The sequence below is a fragment of the Rhizobiales bacterium NRL2 genome, from assembly GCA_001664005.1.
GTDB lineage: Bacteria > Pseudomonadota > Alphaproteobacteria > Minwuiales > Minwuiaceae > Minwuia.
This window is the reverse complement of record CP016093.1, coordinates 3464768-3490900: the sequence shown is the minus strand read 5'-3', so window position 1 is coordinate 3490900 and position 26133 is coordinate 3464768. Positions and strand designations below refer to the sequence as shown.

The 26133-nt window shown below is 66.1% G+C and carries 23 protein-coding genes and 1 tRNA gene; 12 read left to right on the top strand and 12 right to left on the bottom strand.

Going from position 1 to position 26133, the window contains the following annotated elements:
• Positions 1-25: 25 nt before the first annotated feature.
• Both TEF_16210 and TEF_16205 read left to right on the top strand, forming a co-directional pair.
• Complete coding sequence (locus TEF_16210) at positions 26-535, top strand: hypothetical protein (protein ANK82159.1); 510 nt, start codon at positions 26-28, stop codon at positions 533-535.
• Positions 532-1788 (top strand): hypothetical protein, encoded by a 1257-nt coding sequence (locus tag TEF_16205; GenBank protein ANK82158.1) that lies wholly within the window; start codon positions 532-534, stop codon positions 1786-1788. Before TEF_16210 ends, TEF_16205 begins: the two co-directional genes overlap by 4 nt.
• Positions 1789-1906: 118 nt before the next feature.
• Here the strand turns inward: TEF_16205 and TEF_16200 are convergent, their stop codons facing one another.
• Complete coding sequence (locus tag TEF_16200; GenBank protein ID ANK82157.1) at positions 1907-3232, bottom strand: omega amino acid--pyruvate aminotransferase; 1326 nt, start codon at positions 3230-3232, stop codon at positions 1907-1909.
• 149 nt (positions 3233-3381) lie between these two features.
• Between TEF_16200 and TEF_16195 the strand changes: the two genes are divergently transcribed.
• The 3 genes from TEF_16195 (at position 3382) to TEF_16185 (ending at position 6706) form a co-directional block, all read left to right on the top strand.
• A complete protein-coding gene (locus tag TEF_16195; GenBank protein ANK82156.1) occupies positions 3382-4785 on the top strand; it encodes a threonine synthase in 1404 nt (467 codons plus the stop codon).
• Positions 4782-6044: a peptidase M16 gene (locus TEF_16190; GenBank protein ANK82155.1), complete on the top strand. Its 1263-nt coding sequence runs from the start codon at positions 4782-4784 to the stop codon at positions 6042-6044. The genes TEF_16195 and TEF_16190 overlap by 4 nt, the downstream gene beginning before the upstream one ends.
• A 71-nt stretch (positions 6045-6115) precedes the next feature.
• Positions 6116-6706 (top strand): GCN5 family acetyltransferase, encoded by a 591-nt coding sequence (locus tag TEF_16185; protein ID ANK82154.1) that lies wholly within the window; start codon positions 6116-6118, stop codon positions 6704-6706.
• 43 nt (positions 6707-6749) lie between these two features.
• Here the strand turns inward: TEF_16185 and TEF_16180 are convergent, their stop codons facing one another.
• From TEF_16180 to TEF_16170, 3 genes are all read right to left on the bottom strand, one after another.
• Positions 6750-6959, bottom strand: coding sequence for a dodecin flavoprotein (locus tag TEF_16180; GenBank protein ID ANK82153.1), 210 nt, complete (start codon positions 6957-6959; stop codon positions 6750-6752).
• Between the two features lie 90 nt (positions 6960-7049).
• Positions 7050-7616: a 16S rRNA (guanine(966)-N(2))-methyltransferase RsmD gene (locus tag TEF_16175; protein ANK82152.1), complete on the bottom strand. Its 567-nt coding sequence runs from the start codon at positions 7614-7616 to the stop codon at positions 7050-7052.
• Positions 7597-8355, bottom strand: coding sequence for a pseudouridine synthase (locus tag TEF_16170; GenBank protein ANK82151.1), 759 nt, complete (start codon positions 8353-8355; stop codon positions 7597-7599). The genes TEF_16175 and TEF_16170 overlap by 20 nt, the downstream gene beginning before the upstream one ends.
• A 218-nt stretch (positions 8356-8573) precedes the next feature.
• On the opposite strand from TEF_16170, the gene TEF_16165 reads away from it, so the two are divergent.
• From TEF_16165 to TEF_16155, 3 genes are read left to right on the top strand one after another with little or no spacing between them, the layout of a single operon-like run.
• Positions 8574-10454: a 2-oxoglutarate ferredoxin oxidoreductase subunit alpha gene (locus TEF_16165; GenBank protein ANK82150.1), complete on the top strand. Its 1881-nt coding sequence runs from the start codon at positions 8574-8576 to the stop codon at positions 10452-10454.
• A gap of 4 nt (positions 10455-10458) precedes the next feature.
• Positions 10459-11481, top strand: coding sequence for a 2-oxoacid:ferredoxin oxidoreductase subunit beta (locus TEF_16160; protein ANK83549.1), 1023 nt, complete (start codon positions 10459-10461; stop codon positions 11479-11481).
• Positions 11481-11915: a hypothetical protein gene (locus TEF_16155; protein ANK82149.1), complete on the top strand. Its 435-nt coding sequence runs from the start codon at positions 11481-11483 to the stop codon at positions 11913-11915. The genes TEF_16160 and TEF_16155 overlap by 1 nt, the downstream gene beginning before the upstream one ends.
• A 141-nt stretch (positions 11916-12056) precedes the next feature.
• On the opposite strand, the gene TEF_16150 is transcribed toward TEF_16155, so the two are convergent.
• From TEF_16150 to TEF_16115, 8 genes are all read right to left on the bottom strand, one after another.
• Positions 12057-13262, bottom strand: a complete 1206-nt coding sequence (locus TEF_16150) for a pimeloyl-CoA dehydrogenase large subunit (protein ID ANK82148.1) — start codon at positions 13260-13262, stop codon at positions 12057-12059.
• A 112-nt stretch (positions 13263-13374) separates the two neighbouring features.
• Positions 13375-14487 (bottom strand): serine/threonine protein kinase, encoded by a 1113-nt coding sequence (locus tag TEF_16145; protein ID ANK82147.1) that lies wholly within the window; start codon positions 14485-14487, stop codon positions 13375-13377.
• Positions 14488-14505: 18 nt separating this feature from the next.
• Entirely contained in the window at positions 14506-15456 is a 951-nt protein-coding gene (locus TEF_16140) for a serine/threonine dehydratase (protein ID ANK82146.1), read from the bottom strand.
• Between the two features lie 343 nt (positions 15457-15799).
• Positions 15800-16102 (bottom strand): sterol-binding protein, encoded by a 303-nt coding sequence (locus TEF_16135; GenBank protein ANK82145.1) that lies wholly within the window; start codon positions 16100-16102, stop codon positions 15800-15802.
• A gap of 23 nt (positions 16103-16125) precedes the next feature.
• A complete protein-coding gene (locus tag TEF_16130; protein ID ANK82144.1) occupies positions 16126-16671 on the bottom strand; it encodes a hypothetical protein in 546 nt (181 codons plus the stop codon).
• Positions 16672-16708: 37 nt separating this feature from the next.
• Complete coding sequence (locus tag TEF_16125; protein ID ANK83548.1) at positions 16709-18544, bottom strand: ABC transporter; 1836 nt, start codon at positions 18542-18544, stop codon at positions 16709-16711.
• 82 nt (positions 18545-18626) lie between these two features.
• A complete protein-coding gene (locus TEF_16120) occupies positions 18627-19235 on the bottom strand; it encodes an aldehyde dehydrogenase (protein ID ANK82143.1) in 609 nt (202 codons plus the stop codon).
• Positions 19236-19239: 4 nt separating this feature from the next.
• Positions 19240-19752, bottom strand: a complete 513-nt coding sequence (locus TEF_16115; GenBank protein ID ANK82142.1) for a phosphonopyruvate decarboxylase — start codon at positions 19750-19752, stop codon at positions 19240-19242.
• Between the two features lie 84 nt (positions 19753-19836).
• On the opposite strand from TEF_16115, the gene TEF_16110 reads away from it, so the two are divergent.
• From TEF_16110 to TEF_16095, 4 genes are all read left to right on the top strand, one after another.
• On the top strand, positions 19837-21117 hold the full coding sequence (locus tag TEF_16110) for a hypothetical protein (GenBank protein ANK82141.1): 1281 nt from the start codon (positions 19837-19839) through the stop codon (positions 21115-21117).
• Positions 21118-21244: 127 nt separating this feature from the next.
• On the top strand, positions 21245-22798 hold the full coding sequence (locus TEF_16105) for a fatty-acid--CoA ligase (protein ID ANK83547.1): 1554 nt from the start codon (positions 21245-21247) through the stop codon (positions 22796-22798).
• A 176-nt stretch (positions 22799-22974) separates the two neighbouring features.
• Positions 22975-23943: a hypothetical protein gene (locus TEF_16100; GenBank protein ID ANK82140.1), complete on the top strand. Its 969-nt coding sequence runs from the start codon at positions 22975-22977 to the stop codon at positions 23941-23943.
• A gap of 67 nt (positions 23944-24010) precedes the next feature.
• A tRNA-Met gene (locus tag TEF_16095) sits at positions 24011-24087 on the top strand.
• Positions 24088-26133 lie beyond the last annotated feature (2046 nt).

The following is a 26133-nucleotide window of genomic DNA, read 5'->3' as shown; positions in this document are numbered from 1 at the left end:
CGTCCGAATCGGACCATCAAGGCTGATGCTGTGCGCCCGGATCGTCCTCCTTCTTCTTGTCGGCCTGCTGCCGCTGGCCGCGCTGGCAGCCGGGACCGGACCGGAAACCGGCCTGCCCCTGCCGCGCTTCGTCTCCGTGAAGGCGGACAGGGCGAACCTGCGCGCGGGCCCGGGCACCGACTATCCCGTGCGCTGGGTCTACCGCCGCGAGCACCTGCCTGTGCAGATCGTCGACGAATGGGGCCACTGGCGCGCCGTGCGCGATCCCTGGGGCGGGGAAGGCTGGCTGCACAAGAGCCTGCTGTCGGGCCGGCGCACGGCGATGGTGATGCAGGATCTGACGCCGCTGAAACGGGAGCCGTCGCCGGCGGCCGAAATCGTGCTCTATGCTGAGCGCCGCATCATCGGCACGCTGGAACTGTGCCGCGCCGGCTGGTGCCGCCTCAGCATCGACGGCCGCGCCGGATGGATGCCGGGGGCGGCGATCTATGGCGGCGAGAACGACGGCGAAGCGGCGGGAGAGGTCAGGGAATGAAGGTACTGATCGCGGGCGGCGGCATTGGCGGCCTGGTCACGGCGCTCAGCCTGCACAGGGCCGGTATCGACTGCGCGGTGTTCGAAGCGGTGCCCGAGATCCAGGCGCTGGGCGTCGGCATCAACCTGCTGCCGCACGCCGTGCGCGAACTGACCGAGCTCGGTCTGGCGGAAAGGCTCGAGACAGCCGCCATCCCGACAGCCGAACTGATCTACGCCAACCGCCACGGCCAGCGCATCTGGCGCGAGCCGCGCGGACGGGACGCGGGCTACAACTGGCCGCAGTTCTCGATCTCACGGGGTGAGCTGCAGGTGATCCTGCGCGACGCTGTGATCGAACGTCTTGGCGCGGCGCGGCTGAAGACCGATCACGAGCTGACGGGCTTCGAGCAGGACGGCGCCGGCGTCACCGCGCATTTCCGCAGCCGCGCGGGCGGCGCGGCGCGCGACGAGGTGCAGGGCGACATCCTGATCGGCGCCGACGGCATCCATTCGGCGGTCCGCGCCGGCTTCTATCCGGACGAGGGCGCGCCGATCTGGAACGGGTGCGTGCTCTGGCGGGCGACCACGGAGGGACCGGCCTACCTGACGGGCCGCTCCATGGTCATGGCGGGCCATGCCAACCAGAAGTTCGTCTGCTACCCGATCTCGCGCAGGCATCTGGACGAGGGCCGCGCGCTGATCAACTGGATCGCCGAGATCCGTTATCCCACCGACCCGCCCTGGCGGCGCGAGGACTGGAACCGGCCCGGCCGGATCGAGGAGTTCCTGCCCGCCTTCGAGAGCTGGGACTTCGGCTGGCTCGACGTGCCGGAGATCATCCGCGGCGCGCGGGCGATATACGAATACCCCATGGTCGATCGCGATCCCGTCCCGCAATGGAGCTTCGGCCGGGTCACGCTGCTGGGCGACGCCGCCCATCCGATGTATCCCATCGGCTCCAATGGCGCGTCGCAGGCCATCATCGACGCCCGTGTGCTGGCGCTGGAGCTGGCGCGCAGGGAGGACCCCGTGGCGGCTCTCGCGGCCTATGACGCCGAACGCCGCCCGCCGGCCTCGGCCATCGTCCTGGCGAACCGCGGCAACGGGCCGGAGCAGGTGATGCAACTGGTCGAGGAACGTGCACCGGAAGGCTTCGCCGACGTCCATGACGTCATCGGCGAGGACGAACTGGCCGAGACGGCCAGGCAATACAAGATGACTGCCGGCTTCGACGTGGAGACGCTGAACAGCCGCCCGTCGCTGGATCCCTGATCTTCGTAGTCATGCCCGCATGTGAACTGCTGGCCCGTACCGGGGCTTGACCCCGGTACCCAGTACGAGCGTTCGAGCGACTGGGCCCCGGGATCGAGTCCCGGGGCGGTCAGGTGTTCTACTCGACGTCCTCCAGCACCTCGCGGACGGTCGCCATGAGTTCGTCGATCTGATCCTTCGAGATGATGAACGGCGGCGACAGCGCGATGATGTCGGCGGTCACCCGGATCATCGCGCCCTTCTCGAAGGCGCGCACCATGGCGTCGAAGCCGCGCTTGCCCGGCGCGCCCTCCTTCGCCTTCAGCTCGATGGCTCCGACCAGGCCGATATTGCGGATGTCGATGACGTTGGGCGCGTCGGCCAGGCCGTGGACGGCTTCCTGCCAGTAGTCCTCCAGTCCGGCGACCCGGTCGAACAGCTTCTCCTCCTTGTAGAGGTCGAGGGCGGCGATGCCGGCCGCGCAGGCCATCGGATGAGCGGAATAGGTATAGCCGTGGAACAGCTCGATCACGTGCTCCGGCCCGGTCATGAAGGTCTCGTAGATGTCGTCGCGCGCGGCGACCGCGCCCATCGGCACGGCGGCGTTGGTCAGGCCCTTGGCCATGGTCATCAGGTCCGGCGTCACGCCGAAACACTGGGCGGCGAAGGCGGTGCCCAGACGGCCGAACCCGGTGATGACCTCGTCGAAGATCAGCAGGATGCCATGACGGTCGCAGATCTCCCGGAGGCGCTTCAGATAGCCCTTCGGCGGCACCAGCACGCCGGTGGAGCCGGCCATGGGCTCCACGATCACAGCGGCGACGGTGGACGGGTCGTGAAGCTGCACGATCCGCTCCAGTTCGTCGGCCAGTTCGGCGCCGTGCTCCGGCTCGCCCTTCGTGAAGGCGTTCTTCGCCGGCAGATGGGTGTGGGGCAGGTGATCGACGCCGGTCAGCAGGGAACCGAAAACGTTGCGGTTCTTGACGATGCCGCCCACCGAGACGCCGCCGAAGCCGACGCCATGATAGCCGCGCTCCCGCCCGATCAGCCGGGTGCGCTGTCCTTCGCCGCGGGCGCGGTGATACGCCAGTGCGATCTTCAGTGCCGTGTCGACGGCCTCGGAACCCGAGTTGGTGAAGAAGATGCGATTCAGCGGGTCCGGCGTCAGCTCGGCGATCTTCGTCGCCAGCTCGAACGCCATCGGGTTCGCGTACATGAAGGACGGCGCGAAATCGAGCGTCTCGGCGCTGCGCTTGATGGCGTCCACGATCCTCTCGCGGGCGTGGCCGGCGTTGACGCACCAGAGACCGGCGGAGCCGTCCAGGATCCGGCGACCGTCGGCGGAAGTGTAGTGCATGTCCTTCGCCGACACCACGAGGCGGGGCTCTTTCTTGAACTGCCGGTTGGGCGTGAAGGGCAGCCAGAAGGCGTCCAGATCGTTGGGAACGGATGGCTGGTAGGTCATCGGAACCACTCCCTCTTGTTGTCGTTCTTCGTCGATACAGCGCGGCAGACTATCAGCAGCACGGCAGCGGCGCACGCGCCGCTCGCGCGTGGTTTCGCCCGCGGCGCAATTGCACTAGAAGGGCGCGGCGGCGACGGAGTGAGAGCGTCTTGAACTATGTGAGCACGCGGGGCGAGGCCCCCGATCTGAATTTCGAGGATGTCCTGCTGACGGGGCTGGCCCGTGATGGTGGGCTCTATGTGCCCGAATCCGTGCCGGCGCTGGGCACGGACGGGCTGGCCGGCCTGGACTATGCAGGCCTCGCGGCGGCGGTGCTGGCGCCCTTCGTCGACGACGCCATGCCGCGCGGCGATCTCGAACGCCTGACGCGCGACACCTATGCCGTCTTCGATCACGCGGCGATCGCGCCGCTGAAGCAGATCGGCCCCAACGACTGGCTGATGGAGCTGTTCCACGGTCCGACGCTGGCGTTCAAGGATTTCGCCCTGCAGGCCCTGGGCCGGCTGTTCGACCACGCCCTGAAGCGCCGCGGCGAGCGCGTCACCATCCTCGGCGCGACCTCCGGCGATACGGGCTCGGCGGCGATCGAGGGCTGCCGCGGCCGCGACGCCGTCGACATCTTCATCCTGTTCCCGAAGGGGCGGGTGTCCGACGTGCAGCGCCGGCAGATGACGACCGTCGAGGACGCGAACGTTCACGCCATCGCCGTGGACGGCGACTTCGACGACTGCCAGGCCCTGGTCAAGGCGGCCTTCGGCGATCTCGCCTTCCGCGACCGCATGAACCTCTCGGCGGTGAACTCGATCAACTGGGCCCGCGTCGCCGCGCAGGTCGTCTATTACGTCCACGGCGTCATGGCGCTGGGGGAGGGCCGGCGGCCTGTCGCGTTCTCGGTGCCGTCGGGCAATTTCGGCAATGTCTTCGCCGGCCATATCGCCCGGCGCATGGGTCTGCCGGTGGATCGCCTGGTCGTGGGCGCCAACGTCAACGACATCCTGCATCGTTTCTTCGAGACCGGCGCCTATCGCCGGCAGGGCGTGGTTCCGACCATGAGCCCGTCCATGGACATCCAGGTCGCTTCCAATTTCGAGCGGCTGCTCTACGAGATCACCGGCCGCGACGGCCTGCGCGTCCGCGCCATGATGGACAGTCTGAGGCAGTCGGGCGGCTTCGAGATTCCGCCCGCGGCCCTGGCGCAGGTGCAGGCGGGCTTCGCCTCGGCCCGCATCGACGAGGAGGAGACACTGGCCGAGATGCGGCGCATGCACGCCGAGACCGGCGAGGTCCTCGACCCGCACAGCGCCGTGGGGACGGCGGCTGCGCGCAAGGCCCGCGCCGCCGGGGACGTGCCAGCCGAGACGCCGCTGATCAGCCTGGCGACCGCGCATCCGGCGAAATTTCCCGACGCCGTCGAGCGCGCCGTCGGCTTCCGGCCGGCCCTGCCGGAGCGGCTGGGCGACCTGATGGAGCGGCCCGAGCGGGCCGCCGATCTGCCCAATGACCTGGCGACCCTGCAAAAATTCATCGGCGAGCGGGCGCGGATCGCCGCATGACCGAGGAGACGATGCACACGCTTTCGAACGGGCTGCGCGTGGCCGTCGCGCCCATGCCGCATGTCGAGACCACTTCCGTCGGCGTCTGGGTCGATATCGGCGCCCGCCACGAGCGCGAGGAGGAGAACGGCCTTGCCCACATGCTGGAACACATGGCCTTCAAGGGCACGGCGCGCCGCTCGGCGCTGCAGATCGCCGAGGAGATCGAGGGGGCGGGCGGCTACATCAACGCCTATACCAGCCGGGAACAGACCGCCTATTACGCCCGGGTGCTGAAGGACGACCTGGAACTCGCCGTCGACCTGATCGCCGACATCGTTCTGGCCTCCACCTTTCCCGAGGAGGAACTTCGCCGCGAGCGCGACGTGATCCGCCAGGAGATCGCACAGGTCAACGACACGCCCGACGACGTGATCTTCGACAATCTGCAGGCGGCTGCCTTTCCCGGCCAGGCCGTCGGCCGTTCCATCCTGGGCCGGCCCGAGCGCGTCGGCGCGTTCCGCCGCGATGAACTGCGGACATTCATGGACCGGGGCTACGACGCCTCCCGCCTGGTGGTCGCCGCCGCGGGCGCGGTCGATCCCGACGATTTCCTGAAACTGGCCGAAGCGCGTTTCGGGCATGTGCCGGCCCGGACGATGGCGCCGCCGGAGCCCGCCCGCTGGCACGGCGGATCGATGGTCGACGAGCGCAAGATCGAGCAGGTCCACCTGGCGCTCGGCATCGACGGTGTCGACTACCACGACGCCGACTTCACGGCCGTTCAGGTGATGTCGAACCTGCTGGGCGGGGGCATGTCCTCGCGTCTCTTCCAGGAGGTGCGCGAACGCCGCGGCCTGGCCTATTCGGTGTTCAGTTTCGCCGGCTCCATGGTCGACGGCGGCATGATCGGCGTCTACGCCGCCACCGATCCCGAGCAGCTCGGCGAACTGGTGCCGGTGCTGGCCGAGGAGATCCGCCGCGTCGCCCACGATGCCGCCGAGGAGGAAACCGCCCGGTCCCGCGCCCAGATCAAGGCCGGCATGGTGATGTCGCTGGAAAGCTCGGCGGCGCGGCTGGAGCAGCTCGCCCGGCAGGTGCTGATCTACGGCGCGCCGCAGGACGTCGGCGAATGGCTGGCCCGCGTCGATGCGGTGGACGCCGCCGGCGTGCGCCGTGTGGCGCACCGCCTGTTCGAGCATGCGCCCGATCCGGCGGTCGCGGCGATCGGCCCGGCCCGGCTGGAAGACCATGACCGGCTCAGGGCGCGGTTCCGGTAGACCCGCATTGCAGGTTCAGTCCGCACCGTTTGTGGTACGATACCGCACTTGACGGAGGAGGCGGCGGACCGATGTTCGCGGGCATGTCGAGCGAGGACGCGCGACCGGTTCTGAAGGGGCCGCGGATCTACATGCGGCCGCCCATAGCGAACGACTGGCGCATGTGGGCCGAGGTCCGGGCCGAAAGCCGCGCCTTCCTGGAGCCGTGGGAACCGACATGGCCCGCCGACGCGCTCTCGCGGCTCAGCTTCCGCCGCCGCGTGAGGCTCTATCAGCGCGATGCGCGCGCCGATCAGGCCTATGCCTTCTTCATCTTCTCCCTTGACGACGACCAGCTTCTGGGCGGGCTGACCCTGTCGAACGTGCGCCGCGGCGTTACCCAGTCGGCCTCCGCCGGCTACTGGATGGGCCGGCGCTTCGCCCGCCGGGGCTACATGGCCGCGGCGCTCACGCTTGTCGTCGACTGGGCCTTCGGCGAGATGGGGCTTCACCGCGTCGAGGCCGCATGCCTGCCCGAGAACGAGCCGAGCAGCGACCTGCTGCGCAAGTGCGGATTCTCCGAGGAAGGCTATGCGCGGCAATATCTCAGGATCGATGGCCGCTGGCGCGACCACCTGCTGTTCGCCATCCTGGAAGGCGATCCCCGGCCCGACTTCAGTTGACCGGCGGGACAGGGGGCGGGAAAGCCCGCCCCGCTTTCCCGGGTCACTCGTCCATCCGGAAGCCGACCTTCACCACCACCTGATAGTGGGCGATCTTGCCGTTCTCGACATGGCCGCGGGTTTCGGCCACCTCGAACCAGTCGACATGGCGCAGGGTTTCGTTGGCGCGGGCGACGGCGCCCTGGATGGCGTCCTCGACGCTCTTGGTGGACGATCCGACGACCTCGATCCGGCGATACACAGCGTCGCTCATTTGACTACTCCCTTGTTCTTGTCGATCACCGCGCGTGCGTGGCGGCTTGACCCGACAGGTGGGGTCCGGAAGCGATGTGGTTGATGCGACTTATCCGCGCCGGGCGAAGTGCAGGCGGGCGCGGCCGTAGACGCGCTCGTCGAGCTTCTCGAAGCCGTCGGGCAATGTCAGCTCCTCGCGCCGGTCCGTCTCGATGACCGCCAGCGCGGCTTCCGCCAGCCAGCCGCCGTCCTGCAGCGCCACGAGCGCCGTTGCCGCCAGACCTACGCCATAGGGCGGGTCCATCAGGACCAGGCCGAACGTCCCGCGCGCCCGGCCGGGCCGGGTGGCGTCGGCCTCCAGCACGCGGGTTGCGGGGCCAGCGCCGGCGCGGGCGATGTTGGCCCGCAGGATCTTCAGCGCCGCGGGCGCGTTCTCCATGAATGCGACGCTGGCCGCGCCGCGCGAGAGCGCCTCCAGGCCCAGCGCGCCGGTGCCGGCGAAGACGTCGAGCACGTCCAGCCCGGCCGGGGCGGGGCCGTTTTCGCCCGCATAGGCGGGGTTGTGCGCCAAGATGTTGAACAGTCCCTCCCGGCTGCGGTCGGAGGTCGGACGGATGCCGCCGGCATCCACCTCCGCCAGCGTCAGCCCGCGGAAACTACCGCCGACGATCCGCATCCCGCGTCCTCGGCATGTCGACCAGACCGCGCGCGGCCCGGCGCAGTTCGTTGCCCGGCACCTCGACCACCTGGCCGCTGCCCAGTTCGCCCAGACGGAAGGGGCCATAGGCGGTGCGTATCAGCCGGTTCACCGTCAGGCCCACGGCGTCCAGGGCGCGGCGGACCTCCCGGTTGCGGCCTTCGTTGAGGGAGACCGTGAGCCACGTGTTGCGTCCGCCGCTGCGTTCCGCAGTGACCTCGATGGCGCCGAACTTCTCGCCGTCGACGGTGATGCCCCGTTTCAGGTCTTCCAGCAATTCCGGTTTCACCGCGCCGTAAGCGCGCACGCGGTAGGTGCGCGTCCAGGCATTGCCGGGCAGTTCCAGACCGCGCTTCAGGCCGCCGTCATTGGTGAGCAGCAGCAGCCCCTCCGAATTCAGGTCCAGCCTGCCCACCGGCACCACCCGGGGCAGGCGTTTCGGAAGGTGATCGTAGATCGTGGCCCGTCCCAGGTCGTCGCGCGCCGTCGTCAGAAGGCCCGCCGGCTTGTGATAGCGCCAGAGACGAATCGAATCGGGTTCGCCGACCGCCTTGCCGTCGACCTCGATCGTGTCATCGGGCCCGACATTGACCGCGGGCGACTTCAGTACCTGACCATTCAGTTTCACCCGGCCGGCCTCGATCATGCGTTCGGCCTCCCGGCGGCTGGCGATGCCCGCCCGGGCCAGACGCTTGGCGATCCGCTCCTTGTCATCCATGCGCCGGACCCTATGTCCGAACGGGCGCACTTCCCAGCGGCAATTTGCCCGGACCGGCGCCATGCGGGGCGCGCACGGCGGTTTGTTGACCGCAACCGTTGCCGCACGAACCCCATAGCCTTATGTTTGCGGTCCGGGCCGAGCCACGACATGTTCGGTACCGCTAATCGCGTCGGGGAGGACGCGAGTGATCATCAGGAACCAGGCAGACAGTCTTCATGTCCAATACGGCAGAGATCATCGAGCCGCGCGGCGGTAAGCGCGAGGTACTGGAATCGGTCGTCGTGCGTTTCGCCGGCGACTCCGGTGACGGCATGCAGCTCACAGGCTCGCAGTTCACCCATTCGACGGCGCTGACGGGCAACGACCTTGCGACGTTTCCGGATTTTCCGGCAGAGATTCGCGCTCCGGCCGGCACCACCTTCGGCGTCTCGGCATTCCAGATCAATTTCGGCGGCCGGGAGATCCTGACAGCCGGCGACCAGCCCGACGTGCTGGTGGCGATGAACCCGGCGGCGCTGAAGGTGAACCTGGACGGCCTGCGCGATGGCGGGCTGGTCATCGTCGACGCCGGCACCTTCAAGGACCGCGACCTGCGCAAGGCCGGCTATGACAGCAATCCGCTGGAAGACGGCTCCCTCGACGGCTACGAGGTCATCGAGATCGACGTCTCGCGGCTGGTGCTGGAAGCGGTGAAGGAATTCGGTCTGGGCAACAAGGACGGCCTGCGCTGCAAGAACATGTGGCTGCTGGGGCTGATCTACTGGCTCTACGGCCGCGACCGCCAGCCGTCGATCGACTGGCTCGAGGACAAGTTCAAGTCCAAGCCCGAGACCGCGGCGGCCAATATCGCCGCGCTGAACGCCGGGCACGCCTATGGCGAGACCGTGGAGCTGCCGGGCGAGATCCTGGGCTACCAGGTGCCCCAGGCGAAGATCGAGCCGGGCCGGTACCGCAACGTCGCCGGCGCCGAGGCGCTGGCCTGGGGCCTGGTCGCCGGTGCGCAGCTCGCCGAACTGCCGATGTTCTTCGGCTCCTATCCGATCACGCCGGCGTCGTCGCTGCTGCACACCCTCTCGCGGCTGAAGCAGTTCGGCATCACCACCTTCCAGGCGGAGGACGAGATCGCGGCCGTCTGTTCGGCCATCGGCGCCTCCTATGCCGGACAGCTCGGCATCACCTCCAGCTCCGGGCCCGGCATCGCGCTGAAGACCGAAGCCATCGGCCTCGCCATCATGGTCGAACTGCCGCTGGTGGTCGTGAACTCGCAGCGCGCGGGCCCCTCGACGGGCATGCCGACCAAGACCGAGCAGTCCGATCTCTATCAGGCCGTCTACGGCCGCAACGCCGACAGCCCGCTGGTGGTGGTGGCGGCGCACGGCCCGGGCGACTGTTTCGATGCCGCGATCGAGGCCTGCCGGCTGGCGGTGAAGTTCATGACGCCCGTCATGCTGCTGACCGACGGCTACATCGCCAACGCGGCCGAACCCTGGCAGATTCCGGACTTCTCCACCTACGAGAAGTTTCCGGTGAAGTTCCACGAGAAGGCGGAAGGCTTTTCGCCCTATCTGCGTGACAAGGAGACCCTGGCGCGCGCCTGGGCGGTGCCCGGGACGCCCGAGCTGATGCACCGCATCGGCGGCATCGAGAAGGACTACGATTCGGGCCACATCTCCTACGATGCGATGAACCATCAGCGCATGACCGACGTGCGCCACGACAAGATCGCCCGTGTCGCCGACTTCATTCCTGAACAGGCGCTGGAGCAGGGCGAGGCGGACGACGATCTGGTGATCGTCGGCTGGGGTTCGACCTTCGGGGCCATTTCCCGCGCGGTCAGCAACATGCGCGAGCAGGGCTACAAGGTGGCTCACGCCCACCTGCGCCACATCTGGCCGCTGCCGCGCAATCTTGGCGATCTGTTGCGCGGTTTCGACAAGGTCATCTGTCCCGAACTGAACACCGGGCAGCTCTCCACCGTGCTGCGCGCCGAGTACGTGCTCGACGTGGAGCCCCTGACCAAGGTGCAGGGCCAGCCCTTCAAGATCCGCGAGATCGAAGCCGCCATCCGCCGCGCGCTTGATGGCGAAGGAGCGTAAGAAGATGAACGAGCAGACAGCCATCAAGCTGACGCCCAAGGACTTCGCGACCGACCAGGAAGTGCGCTGGTGTCCGGGCTGCGGCGACTACGCCATCCTCAAGGGCGTCCAGAAGGCGCTGGCCGACATCGGCACGCCGCGGGAGAAGACCGTCTTCGTCTCCGGCATCGGCTGCGCCGCGCGCTTCCCCTATTACATCGAGACCTACGGCTTCCACACCATCCACGGCCGCGCGCCGGCCTTCGCGACGGGCATCAAGCTGTCCAATCCGGAACTGGACGTCTGGATCGTCTCCGGTGACGGCGACGCGCTCTCGATCGGCGGCAATCACGTCATGCACATGCTCAGGCGCAACGTCGACGTGAACTTCCTGCTGTTCAACAACGAGATCTACGGCCTGACCAAGGGCCAGGCCTCGCCGACCTCGCGCCTCGGCACCCGCTCGCCGTCGACGCCGGCCGGGTCCATCGACGCGCCGCTGTCGGCCTGCGTCATGGCGCTGGGGGTCGGCGCGCGCTTCGTCGCCCGCGGCATCGACCGCGGCCAGAAGGAGCTGCCCGGCATCCTGCAGCAGGCCCATGCCCACAAGGGCACGTCCTTCGTGGAGATCCTGCAGAACTGCATCGTCTACAACGACGAGGTCTTCGGCGACATCACCGACAAGGCGATCGCCGGCGACGCCCAGATCCATGTCCGCCACGGCGAACCGCTGCTGTTCGGCAAGGACAACGACAAGGGCCTGCGTCTCGATCCGAAGACGCTGAAGCTCTCCGTCGCCGAGCTCGGCAAGGACGGCGTCACCGAGGACGATATCCTGGTGCACGACCAGACCAACCACATGCTGGCCCAGATGCTGGCGGCGATGGACCGCCCGGACTTCCCCGTGGCCATCGGCGTGCTCTACGACAATCCGGCCGAGAAAACCTACGACGCTGCGGTGAGCGAGCAGCTCAAGGTGGCGAAATCCTCGGCGAAGATCAACTCGATCGAGGAACTGCTGAACTCCGGTTCCACCTGGACGGTCTGATGAACCGTCCCGAGGGGCTGCCGGACCTGACGGACCGGTCCGGTTATACCCACTGGATCACCGACCGGATCCGGTTCTCGGACACCGACATGGCCAACCACGTCAACAACGTGGCCTACGCCGCCTATGCCGAGACGGGCCGCCTGGACCTGATGCGCAGGCATATCCACCCGCTCTGCGGGCCGGGCGAGCGCTTCATCGCCGCTTCGGTGACCGTGAACTTCCTGCGCGAGACCCACTATCCCGGCGAGATCGAGATCGGCACCCGCATCGCGCGGATCGGTCGGACCTCGATGACCGTGGGCCAGGGCATCTTCAAGGACGGCGTCTGCGTCGCCACGGCCACCGGCACGGTGGTCTTCCTCGACGCCAACGGGCCGATCCCGCTCAACGACACCATCCTCGCCGAAGCCCGGAAGTGGACCGGCGGCTGAGCGTCTGAAGCGGGCCCGCCTCTCATGCCCGCGCCGGGACCTGATCCCGGCGCCCAGTGAACCGAAGAACTGGATCCCGGGGTCAAGCCCCGGGACGCCAAAGTGATTCCATCACTTCCTGGTCCCCTCAAGCACGGGAAATCAGAGGCCCAGCACCAGCTTGGCCATGATGTTGCGCTGGATCTCGTTGGAGCCGGCGTAGATCGAGACCTTGCGGTAGTTGTACATCCGCGGGCCGACGCCCGAGGCCCATTCGGGGCCGATCGGCGGCTCGTTGGAGCCCCATTTCAGCGGCTGGAACGGCGCCTGCTTGATGCCGGCGGCCTCGAAGGCGAGCTCGGAGACGAGCTGCTGCAGTTCGGAACCGCGGCACTTGATCATGGAGCTTTCCGGGCCCGGGTTCTGGCCCTGCGACAGGCGGCCCAGGACGCGCAGTTCGGTGAACTCCATGGCGCTGATCAGCGACTGCGCGTCGGCCATCTTCTTGCGGAAGACCGGATCGTCGATCACGCGTTCGCCGAACTCGCGCTCTTCCGAGGCGATCTGGCGCACCTTCTCCATGCCGCGCTTCAGGCCCTGGCTGTAGGTGCCGCCGCGCTCGAACTCCAGCAGGTACTTGGCGTAGGTCCAGCCCTTGTTGGGCTCGCCCACCATGTTCTCCTTCGGGATCTTCACGTCCTCGAAGAAGACCTGGTTGACCTCCTGATAGCCCTTCTCGGGCAGGTCGGCGGTGATGATCGGGTCGACGGTCACGCCGTCGGCGTCCATCGGCACCAGCACGAAGGAGATGCCCTCCTGCGGCTTGCCCTCGTTGGAGGTGCGCACCAGGCAGAAGATCCAGTCGGCGTACTGGGCGACCGACGTCCAGATCTTGGAGCCGTTCAGCAGCCAGTGATCGCCCTTGTCCTCGCACTTCATCTTCAGGCTGGCGAGGTCGGAGCCGGAACCGGGCTCGGAATAGCCCTGGCAGAAGATGATGTCGGAGGACTGGATCTTCGGCAGGAACTCGTCCTTCTGCTTCTGGGAGCCGAACTTCATCAGCACGGGCGCCAGCATGCGCGGGCCGAAGGGGATGGTGATCGGCGCGCCGGCGGCCGACATCTCGGCGTCGAAGATGTACTTCTGCGTCGGCGTCCAGCCGCAGCCGCCGTACTCGACCGGCCAGTGCGGCGTGGCCCAGCCCTTCTCGTGCAGCGCCTTCTGCCAGCGGATGTGCAGGTGCTTGGGCATGTAGCCGGCGCGGGTCTTCTTCATCGCCGCGCGGAGTTCGTCGTCGAAGGCCTTGTCGAGGAAGTCGCGGACTTCCTGGCGGAAAGCCTCGTCTTCGGCGGCGAAATTGAGGTCCATGACGGCGTCTCCCGGGTGTTGTTCTGTGAGGGCAATGTTGCCCATTCCTACGGTGTCTTCAAGGCAAACGGTTTACCGCCACGTAAGGTCGAACGCGTATTTTCTGCCGGCGTCATCCCTTCGGGAAGTAGTCCTCGCGGACGCCCTCGCGGCGGACATCGGCCGTGGCGCAGTGCAGGCCGCCGCCGAAGGCGTAGGCGTCGCGCAGATCGACCGGGATCACTTCCATGCCCAGCCGGTCGAGCTGCTCCATCTGGTGGACCTCGGTGGCCTCGACGCAGACCGTCTTCGGGTCGAGCACGAGGACGTTCATCGACAGCCACACGGATGAATAACAGAGCGGCGGCGGGCTGTTGTGGGCCGGCCGCGCGGCGTCGACGATCTCCCAGCCATTGCGCTCGAACAGGCCGCGCTGGTCATCGGGCAGGCGGCGGTCCGGATTGTTCAGGATCAGCCCGGGACGGATCGGTGTGAAGGTCGCATCGATGTGGATGGGGTAGGGATCGCCGGGGAAGTTCACCGCATGGACCCGGTGGTCGGGGAAGTGGCGGCGGAGCCAGTCGATGCCCTTCAGATTGGTGGTAAAGCCATGCTGGACCACCAGGTCGCGGCCGAAGCGGAGCACGTCCGCGGCGTCGAAGAGCGGCTCTTCCTCGGTGGTGACGAAGTGTTTCTCCGCCGTCCATTTCAGCCGCTGCTCGACGCCTATCCGCTCCGACAGATAGTCCGACCGGTAGTCGGCGTCGGTGAGCCGGGGCTTGGGCGCCGCCTCGTGCCGCATGCCCGGATCTTCTTCGAAGTAGCGCTGCAGCAGTGGGCGATAGCAGAGATATTCGAACCAGCGGCAGCGGTAGGACATGGTGGCTTCCAGCATCTCCTTGCCGACGGTCAGCAGCACGTCGCGCGGCGGCATGCAGCCGAACATGCTCTCGGTGCGCCAGTCCGGCGTGGCGATGGGCTGGTTGAAGTCGATCGGCGTCGGCCGGTCGACGCGGACGCCGCGCTGTTCCAGAAGCCTCGCGAAGGCGTCGAGCCGCTCGTTGGCGCGGTCGACCGTCTCCTGCGGTCGCGGTCCCCACTGGCCGCGCATGTCGCTGTCCTCGGGCACCTTGGCGTCCAGCGCCGGTTCGGGCGGGGGAATGCAGCCGCCGTCGGCGCGGCCGACGATGACGTGACGGAGCGGGTCCCATTCGTTCCAGCTTTCGACCACGGTCGGTTGGCTCATTGACGTCACCTCCGGGAATCAGCGGCGGGGAAGACCGTCGGTGCCGGCACCGCAGACCAGGACGCCGACCTTCTCGTCCGCGCGGAAGGCGAAGCGGCGCTGCAGCACGGCGGCGAGTCCGGCGGCTCCAGCCATCTCCGCGGCGATGGCGCATTGCGACCAGAGCCAGCGCGCGGCGTCGATCATCTCCTCGTCCGACACCAGGACGATGTCGTCGACCAGGCGGGAGACGATGTCGAGATTGATCTGGGCGGAGCGCCGCGGCGCGAGCGTGGCGACGCGTGTGGTGATCTTCTCCAGCGTGACCAGAGCGCCGGCGTCGCGCGAACGCTTCAGGGTCGGCGCACCTTCGGCCTCGACGCCGATGATGCGGATACCTGGGTTGCGGGCCTTCAGCGCAGTGGCGACGCCGGAAATCAGCCCGCCGCCGCCGATGGCGATGGCGACGGTCTCGACGTCCGGCAGATCCTCGAGCAGTTCCAGCGCCACCGTGCCCTGACCGGCGATGACCGAAGCCTGTGCGAAGGGATGGACATAGGTCCGCCCGTCGCGTTCCGCGCGGGCCAGCGCCAGGGCGTTGGCGTCATCCCAGACCTCGCCCTCGACGATGACCTCCGCGCCGAAACTCTCCAGGCGGCTGATCTTGTCGGGCGTGGCGTTCGACGAGAGATAGATCGCGGCCGGGATGCCGGCGGCCTTCGCCGCCGCCGCCACGCCCAGCCCGTGATTGCCCCCCGAGGCCGTGACCAGCCCCCGGCGCAGTTCCTCCGGCGGCAGCGAGAGCGCGGTGTTGGCCGCGCCGCGCGCCTTGAAGGAGCCGGCCAGCTGCAGGTTCTCGAGTTTCAGGTGGAGGGCGCAGCCGGCCTGGCGGCCCGCCACCGGGTCGGGACGGAACAGCGGCGTGCGCCGCACCGCGCCGCGGATGCGGTCGGCGGCTGCCTCGATGTCGGCAAGTGTGACGTCCGTCATGTTCTGGTCTCCGCGCGGCCGGGGGCGACCTCGATATACGCAGATGCGGAAATTTTCCAGTGCCCGGTGCTTGACAGGGGAAGGGCGCCTGCTTAATTGTTGCGGTGCAGCAAACGTGCTGCGGCGCAAAATACGTTCGGGTTGGTTTTTGGATTTTCTTGCGTCAGACTTTGTAGTAGCTGAATTGATTCGTTTTTAGAACATCGCCGGTTTCGAGCCGACAAGGTCGCGTCTCCTCCCCAAAATGGCGCTCGGCTCGAATGCAAGGAAAGGGCGGCCGTCTCCTCCCCAGGCCGCCCTTTCTCTTTGCACAAAGGCCGATGAAGCGGTCAGCGCTCCCGAACTATTTCAGGACGCTCTGCAATTTCATCGCCACGCCCATGTTGCCCTCGATCTTCAGCTTGCCCATCATGAAGGCGGTGGTGCCATCGAGTTCGCCGTTCACCATCTTCAGGAAGTTCTCCTTGGAGATCTTCATGGTGCAGTCGGCCTCCTTGTCCTCGTTGGAGACGGTGTTCGGCGTGGATTCGCCGTCGACATAGATCACCCCGTCATCGCCGAAATCGAACTTCAGCGTGGCGTCGAGACCCGAATCGTCGCCTACCCGCTGACGCATGCCCTCGGTGATCTCTTCCAGCGTAGCCATTGTCATCTCCTGCTGAATGCCGGTCAGTTAATCGCAACGCCAGCACAAGGCCGGCGCTTCCGCAAGTCCTGCCGTAGCGGCAGGCCGGGCGATTTCCGCTCCGGCGGCGCGATGCGCACCATATCGCCGGGCTTCGTCCGCCGGAGCAGCCAGCGCATGTCGGGGGGCCGCAGCGCCACGCAGCCATCGGTGGGCTCCCCTTCGGGATGCATTATATGGATGAAGACCGCGCTGCCCCGCCCCGGTCGGGCGGGACGGTCGTTGTGGCCGATCGTGACAAGGGCGTCGTAGAGCCTGTCCTGCCGCCAGAGCCGTTCGTGGCGGGCCGGGAAGGGCAGCCGGACGAGCCGGTTGTAGAGCGGGGAGGCGGGATCGTCGCACCAGCCATGGCTGCGCAGGATCGGCTGGCGGGACAGCGCGGTGAGCGGCGTCCCGGCGCGGTGCGTGCGATAGTGCACGCAGCGCAGGGGGAACAGGCCCGCCGGCGTCGCGCCGTCGCCCTCGCGCTTGTCGGTCCGGACGCCGCCGCGGCCCAGGGCGCAGGGCAGGCGGCGACCGTCCACGATCATGAATCCGTCGGCGAAGACGTGGAAGATCCGGGGCCGCCTACTCGGCCGCATCGGCCGGCTGCTCGGCGCCGAGGGCGTCGCGGCCGGTGTCGAACTGAAGTTTCGCCAGACGGGCGTAGAGCCCTTCCTGGGCCATCAGTTCCTTGTGCGTACCGGAGGCGACCACGCGGCCCTGGTCCATGACGATGATGCGGTCGGCCTTCAGCACCGTGGCGAGGCGATGGGCGATCACCAGCGTGGTGCGGCCCTGCATCAGCAGTTCCAGCGCGCCCTGCACCATGCGTTCCGATTCGGCGTCGAGGGCGGAGGTGGCTTCGTCGAGCAGCAGGATCGAGGGATCGCGCAGCAGCGCCCGCGCGATGGCGATGCGCTGGCGCTGGCCGCCCGAGAGACGCTGGCCCCGCTCGCCCAGCGGCGTGTCATAGCCTTCCGGCAGGCGGTCCAGAAACTCCGCCGCGCCGGCGGCCTGTGCCGCGCGGAAGACCTCCTCGTTGCTCGCCTCGGGTCGGCCATAACGGATGTTCTCCATGGCCGTGGCCGCGAACATCACCGGATCCTGGGCGACCAGGCCGTAGCGGCGGCGGACTTCCACCGGGTCCGCCTGCATGATGTCGGCGCCGTCGACCAGGATGCGCCCCGCCTCGGCGTCGTAGAACCGCAGCATCAACTGGAAGACCGTGGACTTGCCGGCGCCGCTGGGGCCGACGATCGCGACCTTCTCGCCCGGGCTCACCGCCAGGCTGAAGCCGTCCAGTGCGGCGATCTCCGGGCGCGAGGGATAGCGGAAGACGACATTGTCGAACTCGATCCGGCCCTCCGAGCGCTCCGGCAGGGGCACTGGATTTTCGGGCACCGCAATCGAGGCGTTCACGGTGAGCAGTTCCATCAGCCGTTCGGTTGCCCCGGCGGCGCGCTGCAGATCGCCCCACATCTCCGAGAGCGTGCCGACCGAGCCGGCGACGACGATGGCGTAGAAGACGAAGGCGGTCAGCTCGCCCGAGGTCATGGCGCCGGTCGCCACGTCCGTCGCGCCGAGCCAGAGCACCACGTCGATGGCGCCGAAGATCAGCAGGATCACCACCGCGGTCAGCCAGGCGCGTACGTGGATGCGCTTGCGCGCCACCGTGAGCGTGTCGCTGACAGCCTGGGAGAACCGCTTCTCCTCATAGGCTTCCTGGGTGAAGGCCTGGACCGTCTGCACCGCGTTCAGGCTTTCCTCGGCGCGGGCGTTGACGGCGGCGACCCGGTCCTGGCTGGTTCTGGAGAGACCGCGCAGGCGGCGGCCGAAGAAGATGATGGGGATGATCACGATCGGCACGATGGCCAGCACCATGCCGGCGAGCTTCGGGCTGGTGACGATCAGCATCGCCAGGCCGCCGATGAACATCAGCAGGTTGCGCAGAGCCATGGATGCGCTGGACCCGACGACGGTCTGGATCAGCTCCGTGTCGACCGTGAGACGGCTCATCACCTCGCCGGTCTTGGTGTTCTCGAAGAAGGCCGGATCCAGCCTGAGCACGTGGCGGTAGACCGCGTCGCGGATGTCGGCGACCATCCGCTCACCCAGCCAGGTCACCGACCAGTAGCGCGCGAAGGTGAAGGCCGCCAGCAGCGCGAAGACGCCGAACAGCGCTAGGAAATACTCGTCCAGATAGCCGGCGGGGGCATCGCCGGGACCGCCGAAGCCGTAGTCGACCATGCGGCGGACGGCCTGCCCGATTGCCAGCGTCGCGCCCGCGGCGCCCACCAGCGCAAAGCCGGCAAAGCCGATGAGCACCTTGTAGCGTCTGGCGAAGGGCCAGAGTTGCTTGAGCGCGCCGATCTTCCGCGTCTTCGGGCGCCCGCTCTTGTCGTCCTTGTCGCCGCTCACGATGCTCTCTTGTCCGTTCCGGGAAATCGCGCCGAAACTAACGGCAGTGCGCCGATGCGCCAAGGGGCTGCGGCTGTCGCCGCGGTCACGTCTCGCCCACGGCGGCCGGACCCAGCAGCGCGCGGCGGAAGCGGTCCTTCAACCAGGCGCCGTCCTTGGGCGGCAGGGCGAAGGGCAGAACTTCGGCGCGCACCTTGAACGCTGCGAAGACCGGGCCGCGGCCCGCCCGGATGTCGGGCAGCACCGCCCGGGCGTCCTCGGGCGTCGCCGCCGTCCGCACCAGAGGGAAGCCCGCGGCGCGGGCCACGCCGGCGAGGTCCACCCCGGCGGCGGTGTGGGTCGCCTGCATGCCGGTCTCGCCATAGGATTCGTTGTCGAAGACAACGACGGCCAGGTTGGCGGGCCGCTGCACGGCGATCGTCGCCAGCGCCCCCAGACCCATGAGCTGCTCGCCGTCGCCGGTGACAACGATGACGCGCCTGTCCGGCTGGGCCAGGGCGAGACCCAGCCCCATCGCCGCCGCGCCGCCCATCGCGCCCCACAGCGGAAAGGTCGTCGGCCGGTCGCCTGCAGCCGTCAGGTCCCAGGCCGTGGCGCCGAGTCCGGCGATAAACAGGGCGTCCGGGTTGTCGGCCATGATGGCGGCGGCCAGTTCGCGGCGGCGAATCGGATAATCGTTGGCGCGTTCGTTCATGGCCTCACTTCCCGAATGTCTTGGTGCCGATCAGCTTCTGCGCCAGCAGGACCGCGACGGGCATCAGCCCCTCGAAGGCGATGCCGGCAGCGGCGCGCACGGTTTCGGCGACGCTTCCGGGCGTTTCCGCGCGGAAGACGCGCGTGCCCATCTGCTCCAGCATCGGCCCCGCGGCTCCGCCCATGGGCAACTGCCATGGATTGAACTCGCCATGTTCGCCGCGCATGGTCACCAGCATCAGCAGCGGAAAGCGGCAGGTCACGGCGGTCGCGATCATGTTGGGGCAGTTGCCGACACCGCTCGACTGCATCAGCAGCACGCCCTTCTCGCCGCCCAGCCAGGCGCCGGCCAGGACCGCCGGCCCTTCCATTTCCGTGGTCAGGGGAATGGCCGCCATGTCGCCGTCGGCGCGGCAGGCGTCGATCAGGCTGCGATGCCCGGCATCGGGCACATAGGCCACCTGCCGGACCCCGGCATTCTTCAGTTCGCGATAGATTCCGTCCTGCCAGTCGTCCAATTCGACCCTCCCCTCAAGCCTGCGGGATGATAGTTGCGGATTTGCGCGCGTCCACCCAGACTGACCGCCGGGAGGGGGGAGACAATGGCGGATTCCGCGATCGAACTGACGGGAGAACGGCGCGAAACCGGACGCCGGCCGTTTCACGGCTGGTACATGGTGGTGGCGGCGTTCGTCGTGATGATGGCCGGATTCGGCGCGGCCTACAGCTTCCCTGTCTTCTTCGAACCTCTAGCCAGCGAGTTCGCCGCCGGCCGCGGCGACACCTCGATGATCCTGTCGATTTCCGGCTTTCTCTACTTCTTTCTGGGGCTCTGGAGCGGCACGGCGAGCGACCGCATCGGCGCGCGCCCGGTGGTGATTTTCGGCACCCTGGTCTGCGCGGCCGGGCTGTTGCTGGCCTCCCGCGCGGAGTCGCTGTGGCAGGTCTACTGGGGCTATGGCCTGGGCGTCGGCGTCGGCGTTGGCTGCATGTACGTACCGGCCGTCGGCGTGGTGCAGCGCTGGTTCGCGCGGAAAAGGTCCACCGCCTCGGGCCTGGCCATCACCGGCATCGGCGTCGGCACCTTTTTCGGGCCGCTGGTCGCGCACGAGCTGATCGTGGTGTCGGACTGGCGAACGGCCTATGTGGGCCTGGCGGTCGTCGTCGCCGTGCTGGGCGTGGCGGCGGGCGCGGTGCTGGTCAATTCGCCCGCTTCCCGGGGCCAGTTCCCGGACGGCGCCGACCGTGCGCCGGGCGGCGCCGAGGGCGGCCCGTCGCTCAGTGTGCGCGAAGCGCGGCGGACCCTTCCGTTCTGGATGATCCTGGTCAGCGCCTCGACGATCTCGATCGGTCTCTTCGTGCCCTTCGGCCATCTGGTGCCTTTCGCGCTGGACCTCGGCCTGTCGCCCGCGGAGGCGGCGACGGTCTTCAGCGGTGTCGGCATCGGCTCCATCTTCGGCCGCATGGCGCTGGGCCCTGTCGCTCAGGCCTGGGGCCGCCAGCCGGTGCTCGCCTTTCTCTATCTCGGGCTGGCCGTCGGCTTCGTGGGCTGGAACTTCGCCACCACCTTCATCGAGCTGATGACCTTCTCCATCGCCTTCGGCACGCTCTACGGCGGTTTCGTCGCGTTGTCGCCGACGGTCCTCGCCGATTATTTCGGCGTCGGCCATATCGGCAGCATCGTCGGCAATGTCTATGCATCGGTCGCGCTGGGCGCGCTGCTCGGGCCGGCGATCGCAGGCTATCTCTACGACATCTTCGGCACCTACCAGTGGCCGATCATGGTCGGCGCGATCCTCTGTCTGATCGCCACTGCGCTGATCGTCCTGCCGAAGTCCCCGACCGCCTGGCGGGAAGCCCGCTTCGGTCCGGCGCAGGACTGACCGCGGACAACGTTGGCCGACGCTGCGCCGCTGGCCTGATCTGCGGCGGAGACCCGCTGACACGGCCCCGGCGACTGTTCTAGAGTTTCGCGCAACGAATACACAGGGGAGGAGAACGGCCATGCAGATGGCGCTGACGCAATTCATCCGCCGCGCCGCCCAGGTCCGGCGCAACGACGCCGCCACGGTGTTCGGCGACCGCACCCGCAGCTGGAGCGCGTTCTGGGACCGCATCGCCCGGCTGGCGGCGGGCATCCGCGGCCTGGGCGTCGGGGAGGGCGACCGCGTGGCGCTGCTGGCCAACAACTCCGACCGCTATCTGGAGTATTTCTTCGCCGTGCCCTGGGCGGGGGCGGTGTTCGTGCCCGTCAACACCCGGCTCGCGCCGCCGGAGGTCGCCTACTGGCTGGGCGATTCGGAAAGCCGGGTGCTGTTCATCGACGACGACTTCCTGCCCTTCCTGCCGCGGCTGGAGGGCCAGATGCCCTCGGTCGAGACCATCGTCTATGTCGGCGACGGGGAGGCGCCGGACGGGCTGGTCCACTACGAGAGCCTGATCGAGGGCAGTGCACCGATGGAAGACGCCGGCCGCGCCGGCGAGGATCTGGCCGGGCTGTTCTATACTGGCGGGACCACGGGCGTCTCCAAGGGCGTGATGCTGAGCCACCGCAACCTCGTTTCCAACGCCCTGCACGTGATTCCGGAGATGGACTTCCAGGAGGACATGATCTGGCTGCATTCCGCGCCGATGTTCCACCTGGCGGACGGCACGGCGACCTTCGCCGCCACCATGCTGGGCGGCAGCCACCGCTTCATCCCGAAGTTTGACCCCGGCGAGGCGTTGGCGGCCATCGAGACGCATCGGGTGACCAACGGCCTGTTCGTGCCGACGATGATGAACATGGTCGTCAACCATCCCGACATTGCGAAGCGCGACCTCTCCAGCATGCGCGGCATCCTCTACGGCGCCTCGCCCATGCCGGAGGCGGTGATCCGCAAGGCCATGGAGCTGATCCCCTCGGTCGGCTTCTATCACGCCTATGGCCAGACGGAATGTTCGCCGCTGCTGACGATCCTGAAGCCGCACCTGCACACCTTCGACGACCAGGGCAAGGCCAAGTCCGTGGGCCGCGCCGCCATCGGCATCGAACTGACGATCAGGGACGAGAACGACAACGACGTGTCCCGCGGCACGGTAGGCGAGGTCTGCGCCAGGGGGCCGAACGTCATGCAGGGCTACTGGAACAAGCCCGAGCTTTCTGCCGAAACCCTGCGCGGGGGCTGGGTCCACACGGGCGACGGCGGCTACATGGATGAGGACGGCTTCGTCTACATCGTCGACCGCGTGAAGGACATGATCATCTCCGGCGGCGAGAACGTCTATTCGGCGGAGGTGGAGAACGCGGTCTACCAGCACCCGGCGGTGGTCGAGTGCGCGGTGATCGGCGTGCCCGACGACAAGTGGGGCGAGCGCGTCCACGCCATCGTCCGCTGCCACGAGGGCCGGAGCGCGAGCGAGCGCGAGATCATCGACTTCTGTCACGAGCTGATCGCCAACTACAAGTGCCCGCGCAGCGTCTCCTTCCGCGACGAACCGATGCCGCTGTCCGGCGCCGGCAAGATCCTGAAGACGGAGCTGCGCAAGCCCTTCTGGGAAGGCCGGGGCAAGCAGGTGAGTTGATCCGCGGTCCTGCGATTGCGGCGCGCGGCGGGGCGGTGTAAGTCTCCCGCCGCCCGGAGGAGGGGCGCGCCCGCATGATCGCCATCGACCGGCTCGACCACCTGGTGCTGACCGTCGCCGCCATCGAGGCGACAGCGGATTTCTGCGCCCGATGATCGGCGGCGGCTGAGCGCGCCATGAGCCAAACCGCCCGCATCGGGCTCGCCGGCGGTCTCGCCGCCGCCTGCATCGTGCCGTTCCTGGTCGAGGGCTATACGCTCTATGGCCTGACGCAGCTTCTGGTCATGGCTATCGCCATCGCCGGCCTCAACCTGCTGACCGGGGTCGCCGGGCTGTTCTCCATCGGGCACAGCGCCTTCTTCGCCCTGGGCGCCTACACGGTGGGCGTCGCAGGGGTCGAGGCCGGGATCTCCCCCTATCTCGCCATTCCGCTGGCCGGCCTGAGCGGTTTCGCGGTCGGATTCCTGTTCGGCTGGCCGGCGGCGCGGCTGGGCCCGGTGCATCTCGCCCTGCTGACCTGGGGACTCGCCGTCTCCATGCCGCGGCTGCTGAAGTCCGACATCCTGGCGCCGTGGACGGGTGGGGTGCAGGGCATCTACCTGGAGCGGCCGGCCGCGCCGGCGGGGCTGGGGCTCAGCGACGATCAGTGGTGGTGGTTCGTCGCCCTGACCACAACGGGCGTCGTCTTCTGGTTGCTGCGCAATGTGGTCGACGGTCGCTTCGGGCGCGCCTTCCGGGCGGTGAAGGACCATCCGCTCGCGGCCTCGACCATGGGGCTGCACGTGACGCTCTGGCGCTCGCTGGCGTTCGGGCTGTCGGGCGCCGTGACCGGCATTGCCGGGGCGCTGGGCGGGCTGCTGACCGACTTCGTGGCCCCGGACGCCTATTCGGTCTTCTTCTCCATCAGTCTGCTGATCGGGGCAGTGGCCGGCGGCATCGCCACGCTCAGGGGCGCTTTCGCCGGCGCGGTGGTGCTGGCCGCGGTCTCGTCGCTGTCGGCATCGCTCTCGAGCTACGTCGCTTTCCCGCTCTACGGCTTCGTCCTGATCGCCCTGATCATGCTGGCGCCCGAGGGCGTGGTGCCCGCCTTCGACCGCTTGACGCAGCGTTTCCGCGGCCGCCGGGGCGGTGTCACGGGACTGTAGGATTTTTCGGGTCAGAGGGGTTCACAAGCCCTCTGCCAGGGTCTATATCAGCGCTCCGCACCACTGACGCGGGGTGGAGCAGCCCGGTAGCTCGTCAGGCTCATAACCTGAAGGTCGCAGGTTCAAATCCTGCCCCCGCAACCAACAATATCAAGGGGTTACGCGAAATCGCGTGACCCCTTGATTCGTTTCCGGAAGCAGTCTGGAGCGTCTCTCTCAATCCAACAATGTTCGCCGTTGGAAATTTGCTCCCGGAAATGCACGATAGTCATCATGTGGAATCAGTGGTGTGCGGTCGCAGCGTATGACCAATGGCGCGCGCTTCCCTAGTGCCATCGCCTTATGATGACGTGAGAACGGAGTGCAATTTTGGTCAAGACAGGTATGAATTCAGTACAATATCTGAATGTGGATTGAGAGAGATCGAAACGTCCTCCAAATGATTAATGTTTGCCAGCAAATTACGACTATTTGGGAACAGTGGACAAGGGTTCGCGGTCACTGGCAGGAACTGGCTGCCTTTTTCAAACTATCTGCGATTCGTTTTTTTGTGTCGTGGTTTGCCCTTGTTCCAATTGTTGCCCACGCACTATCTGAGATTCCTTCAGAAATTCAGATATTAATTTCTAATAACGCCCATACTATTAAGACAACACTTCCATTTAACTGGGAAATATTATGGTTATCATCTTTTCTATATGCTATGTCCCTTTCAATTTATGTTATTAGATGTCCTGGTTTCATAAAAAAGTATGGTAGTTATGGAATATATTCAGAAAGCAAGCATTCTGCTCGTTGGATTGTTTGGGAATTATATTATGCATGGCAGATTATTGGCGATAAAAAGGGATTGTTGGAGAGACTGAAGGCCAAAGGATACGCAAAACCGCTAGATTCTATCCCAAAAGTGGGTAATTTTAGCCACGAGCCTGTAGTCGCGAAACGGGGGACTGTTTGGGTTTTCGGCACACTGTCGAGTAGCTATGAGGTGTGCTTAAAGGAGGGGGAAAAAGATGATGTTGTTGGAGATATATTTTGGGAATTGTTTGGAAAGCTGTCTGGAAGTAGGCCGATATCACGTAATTTAGTTTGGATTCTTATGGTCGTAGCGGTGTTGTTATTTGCGTTTGCAGTCGGACAGAACATATACTCAATAATACAGTATTTTATGATGAATAGATGAGCTATAAATATTACTTATCGGTTACGAGTCAATTGCCTTTTTGTAGTACGCCCCTGCGTTTAGACTCCTATAATGCATGTCAATTTGGCTGTGTTTATTGTTTCGCCAAAAGTAGAGGGGGAAATTTCCCGAATACCAAGTTGAAAATGGCAAATCCAGACTCTTTAAGGGCTCGATTAGAGCGTGTATCAAGGGGAGAAATAAATAGTGCATTAGATTATTTCTTAATGAATAGAATTCCTATTCAATTCGGTGGAATGACAGACCCTTTTAGCGAGTGGGAATTAGAGCATAGAATCTCCCTATATTTGCTAGAAATTCTTAAAAAGTTCGATTATCCGACGATAATTAGCACAAAAGGCTCGATTTTTGGAATGACCGAGTATGTAGATGTGTTGCAACGTGGAAATTTTTACATACGAGTGTCCTTTACTGGTGCGGAGCCACAGCTGGCACAGAGACTTGAGGCCGGTGTAGGGGATCTGGCTTGCCGTCTGTCGGCGATTGAGGCCTTGGCCAGTGTGGGCGTTCCAATTTCAGCGCGGCTCCAACCCTTAATTCCAGGGCATGAGGAGAGCGCTGAGAGATTGATGCTTCAGGCTGCTAGAGTTGGGGTCCGCCATGTTTCTGTAGAGTATCTCAAGCTCCCGATGGAAAGAGTAACTACGCAAGCAAAAATTCTTGATAGGGAGCTGCCAAATATTCGTGAATATTTTAAACTGCATAGCGCGACACGGAATGGTCGAGAATTTATTTTGCCGGCAGAAGAAAAAATATCAGGCCACGATTATTTGTGCGAAGTAGCCAGAAGTCATGATATTCACTATGGACATGCAGATAATGAATTTTTGCTTCGCAATGAATTCTTGTCATGCTGTAATGGCGCGGATCTGTTTTTGAGAGAAGCTAGTTTTTTTGATACCAACTTGCTAGGTATATTGCGGCGGTCAAAATGGTTGAAAGACATGAGATTTATTGTCGAGGAAAATAGGTTGTCGGAATATTCG

What these genes read in the sequence shown, in the direction of transcription:
- TEF_16210 (ANK82159.1), top strand. Translation starts at nt 26, where the DNA reads ATGCTGTGCGCCCGGATCGTCCTCCTTCTTCTTGTCGGCCTGCTGCCG.
- TEF_16205 (ANK82158.1), top strand. Translation starts at nt 532, where the DNA reads ATGAAGGTACTGATCGCGGGCGGCGGCATTGGCGGCCTGGTCACGGCG.
- TEF_16200 (ANK82157.1), bottom strand. Translation starts at nt 3,232, where the DNA reads ATGACCTACCAGCCATCCGTTCCCAACGATCTGGACGCCTTCTGGCTG.
- TEF_16190 (ANK82155.1), top strand. Translation starts at nt 4,782, where the DNA reads ATGACCGAGGAGACGATGCACACGCTTTCGAACGGGCTGCGCGTGGCC.
- TEF_16185 (ANK82154.1), top strand. Translation starts at nt 6,116, where the DNA reads ATGTTCGCGGGCATGTCGAGCGAGGACGCGCGACCGGTTCTGAAGGGG.
- TEF_16180 (ANK82153.1), bottom strand. Translation starts at nt 6,959, where the DNA reads ATGAGCGACGCTGTGTATCGCCGGATCGAGGTCGTCGGATCGTCCACC.
- TEF_16175 (ANK82152.1), bottom strand. Translation starts at nt 7,616, where the DNA reads ATGCGGATCGTCGGCGGTAGTTTCCGCGGGCTGACGCTGGCGGAGGTG.
- TEF_16170 (ANK82151.1), bottom strand. Translation starts at nt 8,355, where the DNA reads ATGGATGACAAGGAGCGGATCGCCAAGCGTCTGGCCCGGGCGGGCATC.
- TEF_16165 (ANK82150.1), top strand. Translation starts at nt 8,574, where the DNA reads ATGTCCAATACGGCAGAGATCATCGAGCCGCGCGGCGGTAAGCGCGAG.
- TEF_16160 (ANK83549.1), top strand. Translation starts at nt 10,459, where the DNA reads ATGAACGAGCAGACAGCCATCAAGCTGACGCCCAAGGACTTCGCGACC.
- TEF_16155 (ANK82149.1), top strand. Translation starts at nt 11,481, where the DNA reads ATGAACCGTCCCGAGGGGCTGCCGGACCTGACGGACCGGTCCGGTTAT.
- TEF_16150 (ANK82148.1), bottom strand. Translation starts at nt 13,262, where the DNA reads ATGGACCTCAATTTCGCCGCCGAAGACGAGGCTTTCCGCCAGGAAGTC.
- TEF_16145 (ANK82147.1), bottom strand. Translation starts at nt 14,487, where the DNA reads ATGAGCCAACCGACCGTGGTCGAAAGCTGGAACGAATGGGACCCGCTC.
- TEF_16140 (ANK82146.1), bottom strand. Translation starts at nt 15,456, where the DNA reads ATGACGGACGTCACACTTGCCGACATCGAGGCAGCCGCCGACCGCATC.
- TEF_16135 (ANK82145.1), bottom strand. Translation starts at nt 16,102, where the DNA reads ATGGCTACGCTGGAAGAGATCACCGAGGGCATGCGTCAGCGGGTAGGC.
- TEF_16130 (ANK82144.1), bottom strand. Translation starts at nt 16,671, where the DNA reads ATGATCGTGGACGGTCGCCGCCTGCCCTGCGCCCTGGGCCGCGGCGGC.
- TEF_16120 (ANK82143.1), bottom strand. Translation starts at nt 19,235, where the DNA reads ATGAACGAACGCGCCAACGATTATCCGATTCGCCGCCGCGAACTGGCC.
- TEF_16110 (ANK82141.1), top strand. Translation starts at nt 19,837, where the DNA reads ATGGCGGATTCCGCGATCGAACTGACGGGAGAACGGCGCGAAACCGGA.
- TEF_16105 (ANK83547.1), top strand. Translation starts at nt 21,245, where the DNA reads ATGGCGCTGACGCAATTCATCCGCCGCGCCGCCCAGGTCCGGCGCAAC.
- TEF_16100 (ANK82140.1), top strand. Translation starts at nt 22,975, where the DNA reads ATGAGCCAAACCGCCCGCATCGGGCTCGCCGGCGGTCTCGCCGCCGCC.